This window comes from Pseudomonas trivialis, from assembly GCF_036864995.1.
GTDB lineage: Bacteria > Pseudomonadota > Gammaproteobacteria > Pseudomonadales > Pseudomonadaceae > Aquipseudomonas > Aquipseudomonas trivialis.
Window position 1 is genome coordinate 2,960,749 of record NZ_CP142151.1, and the last position, 19,231, is coordinate 2,979,979.

At 62.7% G+C, this 19,231-nt stretch carries 6 protein-coding genes; 4 read left to right on the plus strand and 2 right to left on the minus strand.

Annotated elements, in window-relative coordinates; all coding sequences use genetic code 11:
* Positions 1 to 15 precede the first annotated feature (15 nt).
* A complete protein-coding gene (locus VRB54_RS12780) occupies positions 16 to 396 on the plus strand; it encodes a DUF2946 family protein (protein ID WP_338477482.1) in 381 nt (126 codons plus the stop codon).
* A 144-nt stretch (positions 397 to 540) separates the two neighbouring features.
* Complete coding sequence (locus VRB54_RS12785; RefSeq protein ID WP_338481101.1) at positions 541 to 2,547, plus strand: TonB-dependent receptor; 2,007 nt, start codon at positions 541 to 543, stop codon at positions 2,545 to 2,547.
* A 457-nt stretch (positions 2,548 to 3,004) separates the two neighbouring features.
* Here VRB54_RS12785 and VRB54_RS12790 read toward each other — a convergent pair whose 3' ends face one another.
* Positions 3,005 to 3,835, minus strand: coding sequence for a N(5)-hydroxyornithine transformylase PvdF (locus tag VRB54_RS12790; protein WP_338477483.1), 831 nt, complete (start codon positions 3,833 to 3,835; stop codon positions 3,005 to 3,007).
* A 201-nt stretch (positions 3,836 to 4,036) separates the two neighbouring features.
* Between VRB54_RS12790 and VRB54_RS12795 the strand changes: the two genes are divergently transcribed.
* Both VRB54_RS12795 and VRB54_RS12800 read left to right on the plus strand, forming a co-directional pair.
* On the plus strand, positions 4,037 to 5,689 hold the full coding sequence (locus tag VRB54_RS12795; RefSeq protein ID WP_338477484.1) for a cyclic peptide export ABC transporter: 1,653 nt from the start codon (positions 4,037 to 4,039) through the stop codon (positions 5,687 to 5,689).
* 155 nt (positions 5,690 to 5,844) lie between these two features.
* A complete protein-coding gene (locus tag VRB54_RS12800; protein ID WP_338477485.1) occupies positions 5,845 to 8,232 on the plus strand; it encodes a TonB-dependent siderophore receptor in 2,388 nt (795 codons plus the stop codon).
* Between the two features lie 510 nt (positions 8,233 to 8,742).
* Here VRB54_RS12800 and VRB54_RS12805 read toward each other — a convergent pair.
* Entirely contained in the window at positions 8,743 to 19,230 is a 10,488-nt protein-coding gene (locus VRB54_RS12805; protein ID WP_338477486.1) for an amino acid adenylation domain-containing protein, read from the minus strand.
* Position 19,231: the final 1 nt, after the last annotated feature.

A 19,231-nucleotide genomic window follows, 5' to 3' on the forward strand; every position in this document is an offset into this window, starting at 1 on the left:
GTGTCGACTGCCTTGATGCCCATGTTTTCACGCATCAGTCCCTGGATTGCCTGCCTGGCCTTGCTGCTGAATATGCTGGCCATGCCGCTCAGCCGTGCCATGCAGGCGCCGGATAGCGGCTTGATGCTGTGGGGTGGGTTCTGTTCGTCGCATGCACTGCCACCAGGCTTTGACAAGCTGGTCGTGCCGTTCAAGTCGGCGCCTGCGTCCGGTGAGATGAAGCACGGTGACTGTTGCTGCGGGCATGCCGGTCTGGCGGCGTTGCCGTCCAGTCATTACCGCCATTTTCTGCCGCGTTATGCACCGGATATTGTCCTTGATGATCCGCTGTTGCCCGCGCTGCATCCCAGGATTCGCTGGCCGAGCCTGAGCCCGCGTGCCTCCCCTGTGACCTGATTGCCCGAACTTCATGTTTCAGCCGCGCGATTGCGTGGCTGAACGTCCTTGACGTTTTTCAGGTTTCAGGAAGCGTGCCTTATGCCTGCTCCATTTACTCTGCCGCGCGCAAAGCGTGTGGCTGTGCCCTGCTCACTCTGGCCGATGCTCTCGGTGAGCCTGCTTGCCTTTTCTTCATTGGCCTTGGCGGACGAAAGCTCCGCCCTCACCCTTGGCGCTGTCGCAATCCAGGGCACCAGCGATGACAGTGGCCCGCTCGGCACGCGCGGCGTGCTCGGTTCGGTGGACATCCTCGGCGCCGATGTCGTGGAGAAAATGCCGGTCAACTACAGCTGGGAGCTGTTCAGCCGAGCGCCGGGGGTGATGCTTACCCAGTTCAACCAGGGCACCACCTCCGGCAAGATTTCGTTTCGCGGTTTCAACGGCGAAGGTGAAGTGAACGCGGTGAAGCTGCTGATTGACGGCATTCCCAGTAACAGCAACGACGGCAACATGCCCTTCATGGACATGATTTTCCCGCTGGAACTGGACAGCATCGAAGTGGTGCGCGGCACCAGCGATCCCCGTTACGGCCTGAACAACATCGCCGGTAACGTGAACATGCTCACCCGCACCGGCGGCGACTACACCCGTGCGCGCATCCGTTACGCCAGCGATGACACCCGTGAAACCCAGTTCGCCAAGGGCATCGAGAGCAGCAACTGGACGCAGAATTACTTTTTCGCCTACCAGAAAGCAGACGGCTATCGCGATCACGCCGAGGCAGACAAAGTCTCGCTGTCCGGCAAGTGGTTCTATACCCCGGACGACAATCGCTACCGCATCGGCCTGATCGCCCGCCATTACGAAACCGAGGCCCAGGAACCCGGTTATCTGAGTGCCGACGATGCGCACCAGCATCCCCGCATGAGCAATGCTTACAACGCGAGCGACAAAGGGACGCGGCGCATGAATCAGCTCAGCCTGCACCTTGATACCGAGCTGGCGGAGACGCTTTCGTGGTCGGCCAAAACCTACCTCAACACCTTCGATGATCGACGCTGGACCCAGTACTGGCGCACCAGCGCCCAGCAGGAACGTGACGCTTACGAGACCCAGTACGGCGCCCTCACCTCTCTGACCTGGCGCCCCGCCGTCAGCGGGCTGTACCACTTCGCCCTGGAAGGCGGCACGGATATCCAGCGCCAGCAGAACACCAGCGAGCGCTACCGCACCCTGAACCGCGCGCGCCAGGCGCAGACCCGGGACCAGCAGTTCGACTTCGATACCGTCGGTGCGTACGTGCAGGCCGAGATTCAACCGTTCGAATCGCTGAAGATCATCCCCGCGTACCGCGTCGACCGGATCCAGGGTGACTTCACCAATGAAATGACCGGCACGGACTACGCCATCAACGACTACGGGCTGATCAAGCAACCCAAGCTCAGCGTGGTGTATTCGCCCTGGGACGTGGCCAGCGTCTACGCCAACTGGGGCCGCACCTTCCAGGTGGGCACCGGGGCAGCCGCCTACAAGATCCCGCCGCGTGACACCGACCTTGCGCCATCGATCAACGAAGGTTGGGAGACCGGCATCAAGTTCACCCCTGCCGACTGGGTCGATGGGCGCATTGCCTACTGGCAACAGGAGGCCAGCGGCGAAGTCAGCCGCCGGCTCAACGACCCCAGCGGCGAATCGGACAATGTCGGCCAGACCCGCCGCTGGGGCTACGACGCGCAGCTCAACCTGCACCCGAACGAGCGCACCGAGATCTGGCTGGCCTACGCCTGGCAGTACTCGAAAATCCTCCAGCCCAGCGCGACCCTACCGGGCAGCAAAGGCCGCGAAATCGACCACATTCCCCATCATTTGTACAACGCCGGCATTCGTTACCAGGCCACACCGGCCCTGCAACTCAGCGCGTGGATGAATGGGCAGACTCACTATTATCTGGAGCGGGAGAACACCCAGGGCACTTACGGCGGTTATGTGTTGATGAACCTTGGTGCCGTTTACCGGGTGACGGAGTCGGTCAGTGTTGATCTGCAGTTGAAGAACCTCACTAACCGTTACTACGAATATGCGTGGTATGACCCGGATGGGGCCAGGGCATCGCTGCATTCGCCGGGGGATGGGCGGACGCTGATGAGTGGGGTGACGTTGGATTTTTAGGGCTTGGTGTACATGTCCGTTATTTAGGTAACGGCTGATATTGGTTCCGCCCTTACGGCGGGTCACTTTGGAAAAGAGCCCCAAAGTAACCAAAGGGCTCTTGCCCCACCACTCGGCACCTCGCCCAGGCTCGGTGTGCCCGCACGCAGGCTTGAATCCGTGGGCCGCCGCAATGGGCCATCCTTGGCCCAGTGCGGCTAACCCGGCGTCCTGCCGGGTTACCCACGGATTCAAGCCTGCGTTCGGCCAGCGTGGTTGACGGGGCGCTGAGATCAAGATCAAAAGCTAAAGCAAAGCAGATCAAAAGCAGACAGTGTTCTATCTGATCCATGGAGATCCAAATGTGGGAGGGGGCTTGCTCCCGATGGCGTTGTGTCAGCTACCAACAAGCTGACTGACACTCAGCCATCGGGAGCAAGCCCCCTCCCACATTTTTATAGCGTCCGGCAAAAATCAGTCAGCTTGAAGCTCTAGCAAGCAACTCCAACCCCTCCTGCAACGCCGGAAACAAACTGTTATTAAAGTTGTTCCACCGCAGCTCAAGGATGGTGTCTTCAGGCGAAATCTGCGTCTTGAGCACGTCATGCAACACCTCCCCCGAGTCGATCCCGTTGTCCACGTAATGAAACGACGCCCCGGTGAGATAAAGCGGTTCACACGGCCTGGTTTCCCGGGTCGTCCAGTCCACCACCGCCTCGCCGCGCGCACCATACAGCGCATTCCAGGTCGCATAGGCCCCCCGACGCTCATACGGCGACTCAATACGGGTGATGCCCGGATGAATATTCATGATCCGCCGCGCAAACGGCGCGCCCGGGCGCACCAGTTCATCGAGGATCACCAGCAGACCATCGAGCACCACGATATCGGCTTTCAATTCCACCAGCGTGTCATGCAGGCGACGCTCGAAATCCTGTTTGCCGGCGATGTGTTCGGCGCTGCCCCGGGGTAAACGGCGGTAGGTGGACGGCACACTCAGCAGCAGGTCGTTGACCCGCTTGCCCTGCACCCGCAGGTCCGCCGGGTACAACCACTGGCGGCCCGGCTCGCAGGCAAAGCCGTAATCGGCAACCAGCGCCTGATCCCGCGGGTTGTGTTCGTCATCGTCATACACCACGCCCACCAGGTCATAGGCCTGGCCCAGCGGTGTGTCGTTGAGCGCCCCCACCAGAAACTCCAGCACCGACGTCATGTAGCGCTCGTGGTCCTTGTAGGCCACCGGCTGCCCGGCCTTGTCGGCGGCGGCATTGCGCAGGGACCACACATACACCAGGTTTTTCTTTGTCATGTTTTCGCTCTCGCTGAAGGAACCGCGCACGGCGTCGCTACGCGTGCGCCTGCAGAACAAGAACGAACCAGCGTGCGGGCAATTTATCGCTGCGGCCCACCGCCCGGCACACAGGGCTAAATAGTCGCCCCGGCGCTTCGTTTGTCATGGGTAAGGGTCTGTGTGCCCAGCCCCCTCTTTTTGACTTTCCGGGAAGTATTTATGACCGATGCCACACGCGGCGCCTTCAACGGCTTGCTCGCACTGATCAGGCCCTTTCGCACCATCGTGACGGTGTCCGTTGCGCTGGGCATGGTCGGCGGCCTCGCCATCACCCTGCTGCTGGCCACCATCAACAATGCCCTGCATTCGCCCGACGGCATGACCCAGGGCGTGGTCATGACCTTTGCCGCGCTGTGCGTGGTGGCACTGATCAGCTCGATCATTTCCGACATCGGCACCAACTATGTGGGCCAACGCATCATCGCGGCGCTGCGCAAGGATCTGGGCGAGAAAGTCCTGTCAGCGCCCATCGGCCAGATCGAGCGCTATCGCTCCCACCGCCTGATCCCGGTGCTGACCCATGACGTCGACACCATCAGCGATTTCTCCTTCGCGTTCACCCCGCTGGCCATCGCCGCCACGGTCACCCTCGGCTGCCTGGGCTACCTGGCGTACCTGTCGGTGCCGATGTTCCTGATGATGGTGGTGGCGATCATCATCGGCAGCACCGTGCAATTCATTGCCGGCGGCAAGGGCATCCAGGGCTTCGACCTGGCTCGCGGGCATGAGGATGAGTTGCAGCGTTACTACAACGCCATCGCCTCGGGCGCCAAGGAACTGCGCATGCACCGTCCGCGGCGCTATCGCATGAACACCCACCGCATCCAGGAAACCGCCGACCTGATCAGCGATATCCAGGTGCGGTCGGTGAATATCTACATTCTCGCCAAGACCTTCGGTTCGATGCTGTTCTTCGTGGTCATCGGCCTGGCCCTGGCGATGCAGGCGTACCGGCCCAACCCGGATCCAACCGTGATTACCGGTTTCGTGCTGGTGCTGCTGTACATGAAAGGCCCGCTGGAGCATTTGCTGGGCTACCTGCCGGTGGTGGGCAAGGCGAAGATTGCGTTCGGCCGTATCAGCGAGCTGTCGGAACGCTTCTCGTCGCCGGAGCCTCACCTGCTGATGGACGACAGCGAAGCACCGAAATCGGTGGTCCACAGCCTCGAACTCAAGGGCGTGAGCTACAGCCCGCCGGCGGTCGAAGGCAGCGAGCCGTTCCACCTGGGCCCAATCAACCTGAGCATCAAGCAAGGCGACATCGTATTCATCGTCGGCGAAAACGGCAGCGGCAAGACCACCCTGATCAAACTGCTGCTGGGCCTGTACCCGCCCCAGGCCGGCGAAATCCGCCTCAATGGCGAAGTGGTGACCGCCACCGAGCGCGACGATTATCGACAGTTGTTCACCACGGTGTTCTCCGACTACTACCTGTTCGACGACCTGGTGCAGGGCAGCGCCACCCAGTCGCTGGACAGCGCCAGCAAGTACCTGGAGCGCCTGGAAATCGCGCACAAGGTGAGCGTCAAGGACGGCGTATTCAGCACCACCGACCTCTCTACCGGCCAGCGCAAACGCCTGGCGCTGGTGAACGCCTGGCTTGAAGAACGCCCGGTGCTGGTGTTCGACGAATGGGCCGCCGACCAGGACCCGGCCTTTCGCCGCATCTTCTACACCGAGCTGCTGCCGGACCTCAAACGCCTGGGCAAAACCATCATCGTGATCAGCCACGACGACCGCTATTTCGACATTGCCGACCAGCTGGTGCGCCTGCGCGCCGGCCAGGTGGTGCACGAGATGGAACCGGCGTGAATTTTATTTTCCGGTTTCCTCAGGTAGGAACGTCTCACTAGTGGTAATGAGAATTGACCTCAATAAACACTTAGAATTGCCCACTTAAAAACATAGAAGAGAAAGCATCCATGCCAGCACGACTCGGTCTCAGCCCCCTGAGCAAAGCGCTATCCATGCGCCGGGCCCTGAACATCAACCTTCTTCCGAGCGCCCTTCTGCTTGCGGTATCGCTGCCGATTGCAGGCTATGTACAGGCCCAGGAGGTCGAGTTGAATATTCCCGCACAGCCGCTGGGGAGCGCGCTGCAGGAATTCGGCCGGCAGACCAATGTGCAGGTGTTGTATAGCCCGGGGGATGTGCAGGGCAAGAAGAGTAACTCGGTCAAAGGCAAGCTGGACCCGCAACTGGCAATTGGCACCCTGCTGGCAGGCACCTCGACCCGCCACAGCCTCAGCGGCAACTCGCTGACCATCACCGCCGCGGGGGCCGCGACCGGTCTGGAGCTGAGCCCCACCCAGGTCACCGGCAACATGCTCGGCAACGTCACCGAAAACACCGGCTCCTATACGCCGGGCTCCATCGCGACCTCAACACGCCTGGTCCTGACGCCAAAGGAAACGCCGCAGTCGGTAACCGTCGTTACCCGTCAACACATGGATGACTTCGGCCTGAACAACGTGGATGACGTGATGCGCCACACGCCGGGCATTACGGTTTCCGCCTTCGATACCGAGCGCAGCAACTACTACGCCCGGGGTTTCTCCATCAATAACTTCCAGTACGACGGGATTCCGTCAACCTCGCGCAACGTTGCCTACTCGGCAGGTAACACCCTGAGCGACATGGCGATCTACGACCGGGTCGAAGTGCTCAAGGGCGCCACCGGCCTGCTGACCGGTGCAGGTTCGCTGGGTGCAACCATCAACCTGGTACGTAAAAAACCCACCGCCGACTTCCAGGGCCACGCCTCCCTGGGCGCCGGCTCCTGGGACAACTACCGCAGCGAGCTGGACGTCAGCGGGCCGCTGACCGAAACCGGCAATGTGCGTGGACGCGCCGTCGCCGCCTACCAGGACAAGCACTCGTTCATGGACCGCTATGAGCGCAAAAGCCCGACCTACTACGGCATCATGGAGTTCGACCTGTCGCCCGATACCATGCTGACGGTAGGCGGCGACTATCAGGACAGCCTGCCCAAAGGCTCTTCGTGGTCCGGCAGCTTCCCGCTGATTGACGCCCAGGGCAATCGCAACAAAGTGAAGCGCTCGTTCAACAACGCCGCCGACTGGAGCAGCTGGGAGCAGTACACCCGCACCGCCTTCGCCATGGTCGAGCATGACCTCGGTGGTGGCTGGGTCACCAAGCTGCAACTGGACCACAAGATCAACGGTTACCACGCGCTGATGGGCTCGATTCAGGGCGATACCCCGGCCCTGGACGGCACCTCGCAGCTCACCTCGGGCAAATACACCGGTGAAACCGTCAGTGACTCGGGCGATCTGTATGTAAGCGGTCCCTTCAGCCTGGGTGGCCGCGAGCATGAACTGGTATTTGGAGGTTCCATCAGCGCCTCGGAGTGGAAGGGCAACGGCTACTGGAACCTTGCACCCAACCTGGTCGACTTCAACAACTGGCACGGTAACGCCCGCGAACCGGACTGGGGTCAGTCGCAATCGAAAATCGACGACACCGTACGCCAGACCGGTATGTACATGACCACCCGCCTGAACCTCGCCGACGACCTCAAGCTGTTGCTTGGCGGCCGCGTGGTCAACTACACGGTGACCGGCAATAACCCGACCTACCGGGAGTCGGGACGTTTTGTGCCTTACGTCGGTGCGGTATACGACCTGAACGATACCTACTCGGTCTATGCCAGCTATACCGACATTTTCATGCCGCAGGAAAGCTACAACCGCGACAGGAACGACAAACTGCTTGAGCCGGACGAAGGCCAGAACTGGGAGCTGGGCATCAAGGCCGACTTCCTCGACGGCCGTGTGAACGCCAGCGCCGCCTACTTCGAGATCCATGAAGACAACCGTTCCGTATCGGACGACGACTACAACAACCTCAAGCCTACGCCGTCGAACTATGCGTTCAAGGGCACCCAGGCCGTGACCAAGGGTTACGAGCTGGAAATGTCCGGCGAAATCGCTCCGGGCTGGCAACTCCAGGGCGGTTACACCCACAAGATCGTGCGTGACGACAAGGACGTGAAAATTTCCACGTTCGAACCGGAAGATCAGGTCAGCCTCTACACCACCTACAAGCTCAAGGGCAACCTGGACAAGTTGACCGTCGGCGGTGGCGCTCGCTGGCAGAGCGTTGGCTGGCAGGACATCTACAACAGCCCGCGTGGCGGCTACGAGGAGTTCTCTCAGAAGGCCTACTGGCTGGTGGACGCGATGGCGCGTTATCAATTCACCAAAAACGTGTCGGCCACGTTGAACATCAACAACGTTTTCGACAAGTCCTACTACACCAACATCGGCTTCTATAACTCCGCCGCTTATGGCGAACCTCGTAACTTCATGCTCAGCACTCGCTGGGACTTCTAAGGCGCGTCAATCACCGGATGACGGTATGAATTAAAACGCCCCGGGCCTTCAAGGCCCGGGGCGTTTGTGTGTGTGTGTGTGCCGCCACGCCCAATCTACGACCTAGCGCTGTCACTCAGCAAACTGGAGCCTCTGTGGCGAGCGGGCTTGCCCCGCGTTGGGGTGCGAAGCGCCCCCAGTCGAGGAAAATGCGCTAAACCTGATACCTCTCAGAGCCTGGTTTTAGGGCTGCTGCGCAGCCCGACGCAGGACAAGCCTGCTCGCCACAGGGGATCTGCACTTAACTGAACGGAGTTAGGGCGCGCCCTGCAACATCAGGCCGAAGCCTCTGTGGCGAGCGGGCTTGCCCCGCGTTGGGGTGCGAAGCGCCCCCAATCAAGCAAAACGCGGTGTACCTGATACGGCTCAGCGCCTGGCTTTGGGGCTGCTGCGCAGCCCAACGCAGGACAAGCCTGCTCGCCACAGGGGATCTGCGCTTAACTGAACGGAGTTAGGGCGCGCCCTGCAACATCAGGCCATTGCAGCGGCGAAGCTGCGAACGAACTCGGCGTTATCGATCAACCGATCATGGCTGGTCTCGATCAGCACCGAGCGTTCTATCGCTGATTGCCCGGTGACCTCCAGCATGCTTGCCTCAATCAACTGGCGATGCACCCCGGTACGACTCAGGGCCGCCCACCAGCAACTGATCGGCGCCTTGATCGCCTTGAAGTCGGCATCGTGCAGGCGCTGGCCGAGAATGCGGTCAACTTCCCAGGAAATCTGCGCCTCGTGACCACTGAGCAGCTCATCCTTGAGTTCACGGAAACGCTCCCCCAGGGTCTGCTCTGCCCAGCGGCTGAATTCGGCCCACTGCTCGCCCTCATCAGCCCCTGCCCGTTGCAGTGCTGACCATTGAGCATGAATATGCCGCGATGACTCGGAAAACATCACCTCCAGCAACTCCACGCGCCGGTCATTGGCAGAAAACTCTCGCTCGTCAACCATGACTGCCGTCTCCCAAAACGGCTTGACCCACTGCGGCGGCGAGGCGTCGATCCAACCCACACATTCCACTTGCCGTCCCGCCTGCTCCAGGCAATAGGCAACTTCCATCGCCAGGTTTCCCCCCAGGGACCAACCGGCCAGACGGAATGGGCCCTCGGGCTGGGCCTTCAACAATTGCGCCGTGTAATCCTCAACCATCGCCGCCCAGGCCGGCACCTCGCTGCCCTCCTCGGCCAAGGCACGACACATCACCCCCATCACCGGCCGTTGCTCACGCAAGGCAAGGGCAATCGCCTTGTAGCAATGCACCGAACCGTAGCTGGGATGGAACAGGTACAACGGTGTTCCCTGAGTCTGGCTGTTGAGCCTCACGATCAACGACCGCCCGGCACTTCCCTCAAGGCATGCTGCCTGCCCTGCGACCGTCGGGTTGAGCATCAACTGACTCACCGACAGCTCCACGCCGACCGCCTTGCGAATGCGCTCCTTGAGCATCAACACCAACAACGAATGACCGCCCGACTCAAAGAAATTGTCTTCGACACCAACCTGCTCAACCTCCAGAACCTCGCGCCACACCGCCACCAGCGTTTGCTCAAGCGGATTGCGCGCAGCCACGAAACGTCGCTCATGCACACTGGCGTCCGGCGCGGGCAAGGCCTTGCGGTCCAGCTTGCCATTGGGGCTCAGCGGCATGCGCTCCAGCAGCACCCATTGCGCAGGCACCATGTAGTCCGGCAGATGCGCCAGCAAGTGAGCGCTCAAGGCATCACGCCACGCCTGGGTCGAGTCCTGCAGCACAAGATAACCCACCAGATACTTTCCTTCATGGACCTGCACCGAAGCCTCGCGCACCTGTGGATGCTCGAGCAAGCGTGCTTCAATCTCACCCAGCTCGATGCGCAAACCGCGCAGTTTTACCTGGTGATCAAGACGCCCGATGTAGTCGATTACGCCATCCATACGCTGGCGCACCCGGTCACCGGTACGATACAACCGCTCGCCAGGCTGGAACGGGCATGGCACGAAGCGTTCGGCGGTAAGACCAGGGCGTCGATGATAACTGCGCGCCAGCCCGACGCCGCCCAGGTATAACTCGCCGGCGACACCCGCGGCGACCGGCTGCAACAGCGCATCCAGCACATGCGTGCGCAGATTGGCGATTGGCCGGCCAATCGGCACGCTGTCGCGCTGCTCATCCACGCATGTCCAATGGGTCACATCGATGGCAGCCTCCGTCGGACCATACAGATTGAACAGGCCGGCGTTCGGCAGTTTGGCGAACACCTGCTGCTGGGCGTCCACAGGCAACGCTTCGCCACTGCAGATAATGCGCTGCAAACCCTGACAACGGGCAGCCTGCGGATCCTGGAGGAATGCCTGCAGCATCGAAGGCACGAAATGCAGGGTGGTCACTTGTTGCCGCTTGATCAGCTCCACCAGGCGTGACGGGTCACGATGATCGCCAGGGGCGGCGACCACCAGTCGAGCGCCGGTCATCAAGGGCCAGAAAAACTCCCATACCGAAACGTCGAAACTGAACGGTGTCTTTTGCAGCACCGTATCGTCGGTGTCGAGCGCGTACGCCTGCTGCATCCACAGCAAGCGGTTGGTCAACGCGCAGTGGCGGTTGCCCGCGCCCTTCGGCTGGCCGGTGGAGCCAGAGGTGTAAATGACGTAGGCAAGGTTTTCAGCATCCACGGCCACGTCAGGATTGGTATCGGCATAGGCGCTCAGCCAGCGATCACCCTGCTCCACCAGCAGGCAGCGCTCGGGATCACGGGTCGGCAGGGCCTGCATCAGGTGCGCCTGGGTCAACAGCAGATGCACCTGGCTGTCCTCCAGCATGTAGGCCAGGCGGTCGCGCGGGTAGTCAGGGTCAAGCGGCACATAGGCGCCACCGGCCTTGAGCACGGCCAGAAGTGCCACCACCATTTCGATGGAACGCTCCATCGCTACACCCACCAGCACGTCCGGCCCTACACCCTGCTGTATCAGGCGGTGCGCCAGACGGTTGGCGCGAGCATTCATCTGCGCATAGCTCAGCGACTCTGCGGCAAACACCAAAGCCTGGGCATCCGGTGTACGACTGACCTGCGCTTCGATCAACTGCTGCACGCTGTGCTGCAACGGATAATCCTGCGCCGTGTCGTTCCATTGTTCGATCATCACCTGCTCTTCCACGGACTCCAGCAGCGTCAATTGACTGACCCGCTGGTGTGGATCACCCAGCATGGCCTGCAACAGATTCTGCCAATGGCGCGCCATACGCTTGGGCGTGGCGGCGTCGAACAGATCGGTGGCGTAGGTCAGGGTCGCACCCAGCCCTTCGCCGGTTTCCTGGGTGTCGAGGCTCAGGTCGAATTGCGCGGTCTGTGTCCCCCAATCCAGCCCTTCAATGGTCAGGTCCGGCAGTTGCTGGCCAGTGCTGGCCAGCCGCGCCTGGCTCTGGTGATTGAACATCACCTGGAACAGCGGGTTATGGCTCAGGCTGCGTTCCGGCTGCAGCGCCTCCACCAGTTGCTCGAACGGCAGGTCCTGATGGCTCTGCGCATCCAGCGCCCGGCGCTTGGCCTGCTGCAACAATTGGGTGACCGTCAGTTGGGCATCGATGTCGCCCTTGAGCACCTGCGTATTGACGAAGAAACCCACCAGACGCTCGGTCTCGACACGATTTCGATTGGCGATCGGCACGCCGACACGAATGTCCTGCTGGCCGCTGTAACGGTGCAGCAAGCTCTGGAACGAGGCGAGCAAGACGATGAACAGCGTGACATTTTCGCGCTGGGCCAGGGCCTTGAGCCCCGCCACCAACGCCGGGTCAAGGTTGATCTCCAGGCTGGCGCCACGAAAGCTCTGTACCGCAGGGCGCGGTCGATCAATCGGCAGCTCCAGCACTGGCTGTTCGCCACCCAGCAACGCCTGCCAGTAAGCGAGTTGGCGATCACGCTCACCGGCGGCCATCCAGTCACGCTGCCACTGCGCATAGTCGGCGTACTGAATCGGCAACGCCGGCAGTTGCAGGTCCTCGCCCTGGCTATAAGCGGCATATAACTGCACCATCTCATCCACCATCACTTGCATCGACCAGCCATCGGACACGATGTGATGCTGCACCAGCACCAATACATGGTCGTCTTCGGCCAGGCGCAATAACGTCACGCGCAGCAACGGCCCCTGTTGCAGGTCGAAAGGTCGCGCAATCTCGGCCTCGACCAGACGTTGCAAATCAGCTTCAGTGGCCCGCGCCTGCACAATGTCCACTGCGCCCACTTCACGCACAACTTGCACGGCACGGCCTGCGTCCTGATAAACCTGAGTGCGCAGACTTTCATGCCGGGCAACCAGTGTTGCGAAGCTGCGCTGCAACGCCAGCGGGTCCAGCCAACCACGCAGACGCAATGTGCTGGGCACGTGGTAGGCGGCACTGTGCGGGTCCAATTGCCAGAGGAACCATTGACGTTCCTGGGCATACGAGAGCGCCAACGGCCGTTGACGACTGACCGGCAGGATCGGCGGCGCGCTCGTCAACGATGCTTGCGGGTCGCTCAACGCCTCGACGAATCCCTGCAGGCGCGGTTGCTCGAACAGGGTTCTGAGGGGCACTTCTGTACCCAGCAAATGACGCAGGCGCGAGATCACCTGCATCGCCAGCAGCGAGTGGCCACCGGACTCGAAGAAATGATCGGCCAGGCCGACTTGCTCCACGCCCAGCACCTCAGCCCAGATGGCCGCCACCTGCCGCTCCAGCTCACTCTGCGGCGCCACATACACCTGCTGCATCAGACTCACATCCGGCACGGGCAGGCCCTTGCGGTCGAGCTTGCCGTTGGGGGTCAGCGGCATGCGCTCGAGGAACATCAGGTGGGTGGGCACCATGTAGTCGGGCAAGCGGACTTTCAGGGCGCTGCGCAAGGCTTCGCGTGCGCTCGATTGGGCGACGGCGTCCGTGAGCAGGGTCGTGTCCAGCGGCACCACGTAGGCCACCAGTTGTTTACCGGTCGGGCCTTCCTGGGCCACCACCACGGTTTCGCCGACACTTGGCTGCTCACGCAGACGCGCTTCGATTTCGCCCAGTTCGATACGGAAACCACGGATTTTAACCTGATGGTCAACCCGGCCCAGGTAGTCCACCACCCCGTCCGGGCGGCCTCGGGTCAGGTCGCCGCTACGATAGACGCGGCTGCCGGGCTGGCCGAACGGGTCCGGCACAAAGCGTTCGGCGGTGAGTGCCGGGCGCTCCAGGTAACCGCGCGCCACGCCCTCGCCGCCCAGGTACAACTCACCGGCCACGCCGATGGGTTGCAGATTGAGTTGCGCGTCGAGCACGTAGCCGCTGCGATTGCCCAGCAGCGTGCCGATGGGTGCGTACACGGCGCCGCACGGATCGCCCTGACGCGCTTTCCACAGCAGCGGCGTCACCACAGTCTCGGTGGGGCCGTAGCCGTTGAACAGGTAGGTGGGTTTCAGCGCGCGCCAGGCCAGGTCGTAGCTGGCCTGGGCCACTGCATCGCCGCCGAAGCAGTAGACCCGCACGGCCGGCGGGTTGCCGTCGCGTTCGGCGTGTTCGGCCAGTTGTTGCAGGTACACCGGAGGGAACACCGCCATGGTCACATGATGGCGGTGCATTTGCTGGTAGGTGTATTCAGGCAACCACAGGCTGTCGTCACGGATCAGCACGCTGGCGCCATTGATCAGCGGGTGCATCCAACCCTCATGGGAGCCGTCGAAGGCAAACGACATGAAGTGCAGCTCGCAGTCGGCCGGGCCGGTCTCGTAACGCTCGCCGGTGGCGATGATGTGCGCCACCAGCGGGCCGTGCGCCACCGCCACGCCCTTGGGCATGCCGGTGGAGCCGGAGGTGTAGATCACGTAGGCCAGGTTGTCGCCGTGCAGTGCGACATCCGGTGCGGTGTGGTTGTCGTCGGACCAGACGTGCAACTGGTCCACCGCCAGGGCTTGCAGCCCTTCGGGAATCGGCAAGCGCTGCTGCACTGCCGAGTGCGTCAGCAGCAACCGCGAACGGCTGTCCTGCAGCATGTACAGCAGACGATCACGCGGGTATTCGATGTCCAGCGGCACATACGCGCCGCCGGCCTTCATCACCGCGAGGAACGCCACCATGATCTCGGCGCTGCGCGGCATGGCAATCGCCACCCGCACTTCCGGGCCGACACCACGGGCGATCAGCGCCTGGGCCAGGCGGTTGGCGCGACGGTCGAGTTCGCCATAGGTGAGCTGCTCGTCAGCAAACTTCACTGCCACGGCATGGGGTGTTTCCTGCGCACGGTCGGCGACCAGTTGGTGCACCAGACGCCGGGACGAGAAGCCTGCGGCGCTGCGATCCCACAGTTCAAGAATCTGCCGCTGTTCGGCAGCGTCCAGCAGGTTCAACTCGCCGAGCGCTTGCTGCGGGTTGGCGACCATGCCCTGCAGCACGTTCTGCCAGTGCCGGGCCATGCGGTGCACGGTGCCGGCGTCGAACAGGTCCCTGGCATAGCCGAGGGTAGCCCAGATGCCCTCGGCGGACTCCTGGATATCCAGGTCCAGATCGAAATGCGCGGTCTTGCTTTCCCACGCCAGGCCTTCCACCAACAGCGTCGGCAGTTGCTGCTGGACCTGGGCCTGGCCGACGTCGGTCTGGTGGTTGAACATCACCTGGAACAGCGGGTTATGGCTCAGGCTGCGTTCCGGTTGCAGCGCTTCCACCAGTTGCTCGAACGGCAGGTCCTGATGGGCCTGGGCCTCCAGCGCGCGCTGGCGGGTCTGCTGCACCAGTTGCTCGACGCTCATCTGCCCGTGAAGGTCAGCCTTGAGCACCTGGGTGTTGACGAAGAAGCCGATCAGGCGCTCGGTCTCGCTGCGGTTGCGGTTGGCAATCGGCACACCGACGCGGATTTCTTCCTGGCCGCTGTAGCGATGCAACAAGGTCTGGAAGGACGCCAACAGCAGCATGAACAGGGTCACGCCCTGCTGCCGCGCCAGGGCCTTGAGGCCCTCGGTAAGCTCGGGCGCCAACTCGAACGCCAGCCGCGCGCCTTGATGGCTTTGCACCGCCGGGCGTGGGTGGTCGAACGGCAACTCCAGCACGCTCTGCTCGCCGCCGAGCATCTCGCGCCAGTAGGCCAGCTGGCGTTCCTTCTCACCCGCCTCCATCCAGTTGCGCTGCCACAGCGCATAGTCCGCGTACTGGATCGGCAACGCCGGCAACTGCACGTCCTCTCCCTGGCTGTAGGCGGCATAGAGCTGCACCAGTTCCTCGACCATCAGTTGCATCGACCAGCCATCGGAGACGATGTGATGCTGCACCAGCACCAGCACATGCTCATCGGCGGCCAGGCGCAGCAACGCCACACGCAGCAACGGGCCTTGCTGCAGGTCGAAGGGCTCGGCGATCAGCGCTTCGACGCGCGCCTGGAGTCGGGTTTCGTCGACCTCGGCCAGCGTGATCGGCAGCGCCAGGTGAGGCTCGATCACTTGAACCGTGCGGTCCGGGTCCTGACGCAAGCGCGTGCGCAGGCTCTCGTGGCGGGCCAGCAGGGTGTCGAAACTGCGCTGCAAGGCCGCGCGGTCCAACTGCCCTTTCAGGCGCAAGGCGCTGGGGATATGGTACGCCGCGCTTGACGGCTCCAATTGCCACAGAAACCACTGGCGCTCCTGAGCGTAGGACAGCGGCAAGGGCTGTTCGCGCCCTGCCGGCAGCAACGGCGGCGCCGTGGAGAGCGTAGTGTCCGGGGTGTGCAATGCGGCGACAAACGCGTCCAGCCGAGGGTGCTCGAACAGCACCTTGAGCGGCACTTCCAGGCTGAGCGTGTGGCGAATCCGCGACACCACTTGCATCGCCAGCAGCGAGTGCCCGCCCAGCTCGAAGAAGTGCTGGTTCAGGCCCACACGCTCGGCGCCGAGAATAGCGGCCCAGATCGCCGCCACCTGCTGCTGCAGCGGCGTGACCGGCTCCAGCCAGTCCGGTTGCACCGCACTCGCGTCGGGTTTGGGCAACGCCTGGCGGTCCAGCTTGCCGTTGGGGTTGAGCGGCATGCGGTCGAGGAAGATCAGGTGCGCCGGCACCATGTAATCGGGCAGGTGTTCGCGCAACGTTGCCATCAGCGCCGCGCCGGTCTCGCCGCGTTCGGCTTCGTCCAGCGGTTGCGCGGGCACCAGGTAGGCCAGCAGTTGATTGTCAGCCGCCAGCAGCAATGCTTCGCGCACGCTCTGTTGGGCCAGCAGCAGGGTTTCGATCTCACCCAGTTCGATGCGAAAACCACGCACCTTCACCTGATGGTCGACTCGCCCGACGTACTCGACAATCCCGTCGGCGCGGTAGCGCGCCAGGTCGCCGGTGCGGTAAAGGCGCGCGCCAACATCGCTGAACGGGTTGGCGACAAAGCGCTCGGCCGTCAGGGCTGGCCGCTTCAGATAGGCACTGGCCAGGCCCAGAGCGCCGGCAATGTAGAGTTCGCCCACGGCGCCGGGAGGCAGCAGGTTGAGGTCGCGGTCGAGCACGTACAGCCCGCGCCCGGGCAACGCGCGACCAATGGGGCTGGCGGTCACACCATTGATGACGCCGGGGTCGGTGCAGTCCAGCACACTCGAGACCACCGTGGCTTCGGTGGGCCCGTAGGTATTGAGCAGGCGCACATGGCCCAGCCCCGCCTGTTGCCACAGCTGCGGGCCATCGAGCGGCATGGCTTCACCGCCGATATGGATCTGGCGCAACGCACCATAAGAGCGGGCGCCCGCTTGCAGGCAATCCTGCAGGAACAGTTTCCAATAGGCCGTGGGCAAGTCGGCCAGGGTGATGCCCTGCTCGATGATCTGCCGGTACAACTGCGCGCCATCCCACAACTGCGGGCCACGCAAGACCACGGTGGCACCGACGGTCAGCGCTGGGTAAAGCTGCTCGACAAAACCGTCGAAGTTCAGCGTGGCGAACTGCAACACGCGATCCTGCGGCACCAGCCGTGAGTAATCGGCGGCAATGCCGGCGAATTCGCTCAAGGCCCCATGGCTGATGGCAACGCCCTTGGGTTTGCCGGTGGAGCCGGAGGTGTAGATCACATAGGCCAGCCTCTGCGGCTCGAAATCGGTTGCCGGGTTGTCAGCGCAATTCACTGCCAACTGCGCCTGGATCAGGTCGATTTCCACGGCGGTTACCCGCTCTGGCAGCGGCAGGCGCTCACGCAGGCCGGACTGGGTGAGCACGAGGCTCACACCGCTGTCCTCCAACATGTGCAGCAGGCGTTCACGTGGGTACTCGGGGTCCAAAGGCACGTAGGCCGCGCCGGTCTTGAGCACCGCCAGCAGGCTCACCACCATCGCAAAGGAACGCTCCACCGCGATGCCCACCAGCCCCTGCGGGCCGACGCCCCGGGCCATGAGTAAATGCGCCAGGCGATTGGCCTGCTGGTTCAATTCGCCATAACTGAGGGTCTGGTCATCCAGGGCCAGGGCCTGGCGTTCAGGCTGGCGCTCGGCCTGGGCTTCGAACAACCGGTGCACCGCCTGCGCGGCAACGCCACTGGCCGGGGCATTCCAGTCTTCAAGCATCACGCGTCGCTGCGCCTCGCCGAGCATCGGTAACTGGGCAAGCACGCTGCGCGGGTCATCCACCACCGCCTGCAGCAGGGCCTGCCAGTGGTGCGCCAGGCGCTCGATGGTCGTGCCGTCGAACAAATCGGTGGCGTAGGTGAACGCCGCCCATAGCCCGTCGGCCGATTCGTGGGTGTCCAGGCTCAGGTCGAAATGGGTGGTCTGGCTGTCCCAGTCCAGCTGCGCCACACGCAGGCCCGGCAGTTGCAGGGCTTCCTGCCCGCCCTGAACGTCGGTCTGGTGGTTGAACATCACCTGAAACAGCGGGTTCTGACTCAGGCTGCGCTCGGGCTGCAACGCCACCACCAGTTGCTCGAACGGCAGGTCCTGATGGGCCTGGGCCTCCAGCGCGCGCGCCTTGGTCTGTTGCAGCAGTTGCGCAAAACTCATCTGGCCGTCGAGGTCGGCCTTGAGCACCTGGGTGTTGACGAAGAAGCCGATCAAACGCTCGGTTTCAAGACGGTTGCGGTTGGCCACCGGCACACCGACGCGGATATCCGACTGCCCGCTGTAGCGATACAGCAGGGTCTGGAAGGAAGCGAGCAAGAGCATGAAAGGCGTGACGCCCTCCTGCTGCGCCAGCCGCTTGAGGCCGGCGACCAGCGTCGTCGGCAAATGCACCTGCAAGCTGGCCCCGCGATGGCTTTGCTGCGCCGGCCGTGGACGGTCCAGCGGCAGTTCCAGCACCGGCTGCTCGCCTGCCAGCAGGTTCTGCCAATAGGCCAACTGGCGCGCCTTTTCCCCGGCTTCCATCCAGCGACGTTGCCACAGGGCGTAGTCAGCGTACTGGATCGGCAGCTCGGGCAGTTGCGGCGTGTGCCCCTGACTGTAAGCGGCATACAGGTGCACGAGTTCTTCAACCATCAGTTGCATCGACCAGCCATCGGACACGATGTGGTGCTGCACCATCACCAGCACATGTTCATCATCAGCCAGTTGCAGCAGGCTCACGCGCAACAGCGGCGCCTGGTGCAGATCGAACGGCCGGGCCACCTGCGCCTGTACCTGCGCCATCAGTTGCGACTCGTCGACATGCGCCTGGCGGATCTCGACCCGCGCCTCGGGCAGCACGTGTTGCCACAGCTGCTCACCGTCTTCGACCAGTTGCGTGCGCAAGCTGTCGTGACGGGCCAGCAGCGTGTCGAAACTGCGCTGCAACGCCGCCAGGTCCAGCTGCCCGTGCAGGCGCAGGGCGCCGGGAATATGGTAGGCGGCGCTGTGGGGGTCGAGCTGCCAGAGAAACCACTGGCGTTCCTGAGCGAAGGACAACGGCAGGCTGTGCCCGTCCTCGCGGATCGAGGCAATCGGCAATTGCGCGAAGCTCATGCCACGGCTGTGCAGACGTTGGTAGAACTGCTGGCGCTGTTCCAGCGGCAGGCGAAGAAAGCGCGAAACCAGGTCGATATTAGGGTTGGAAAGCATG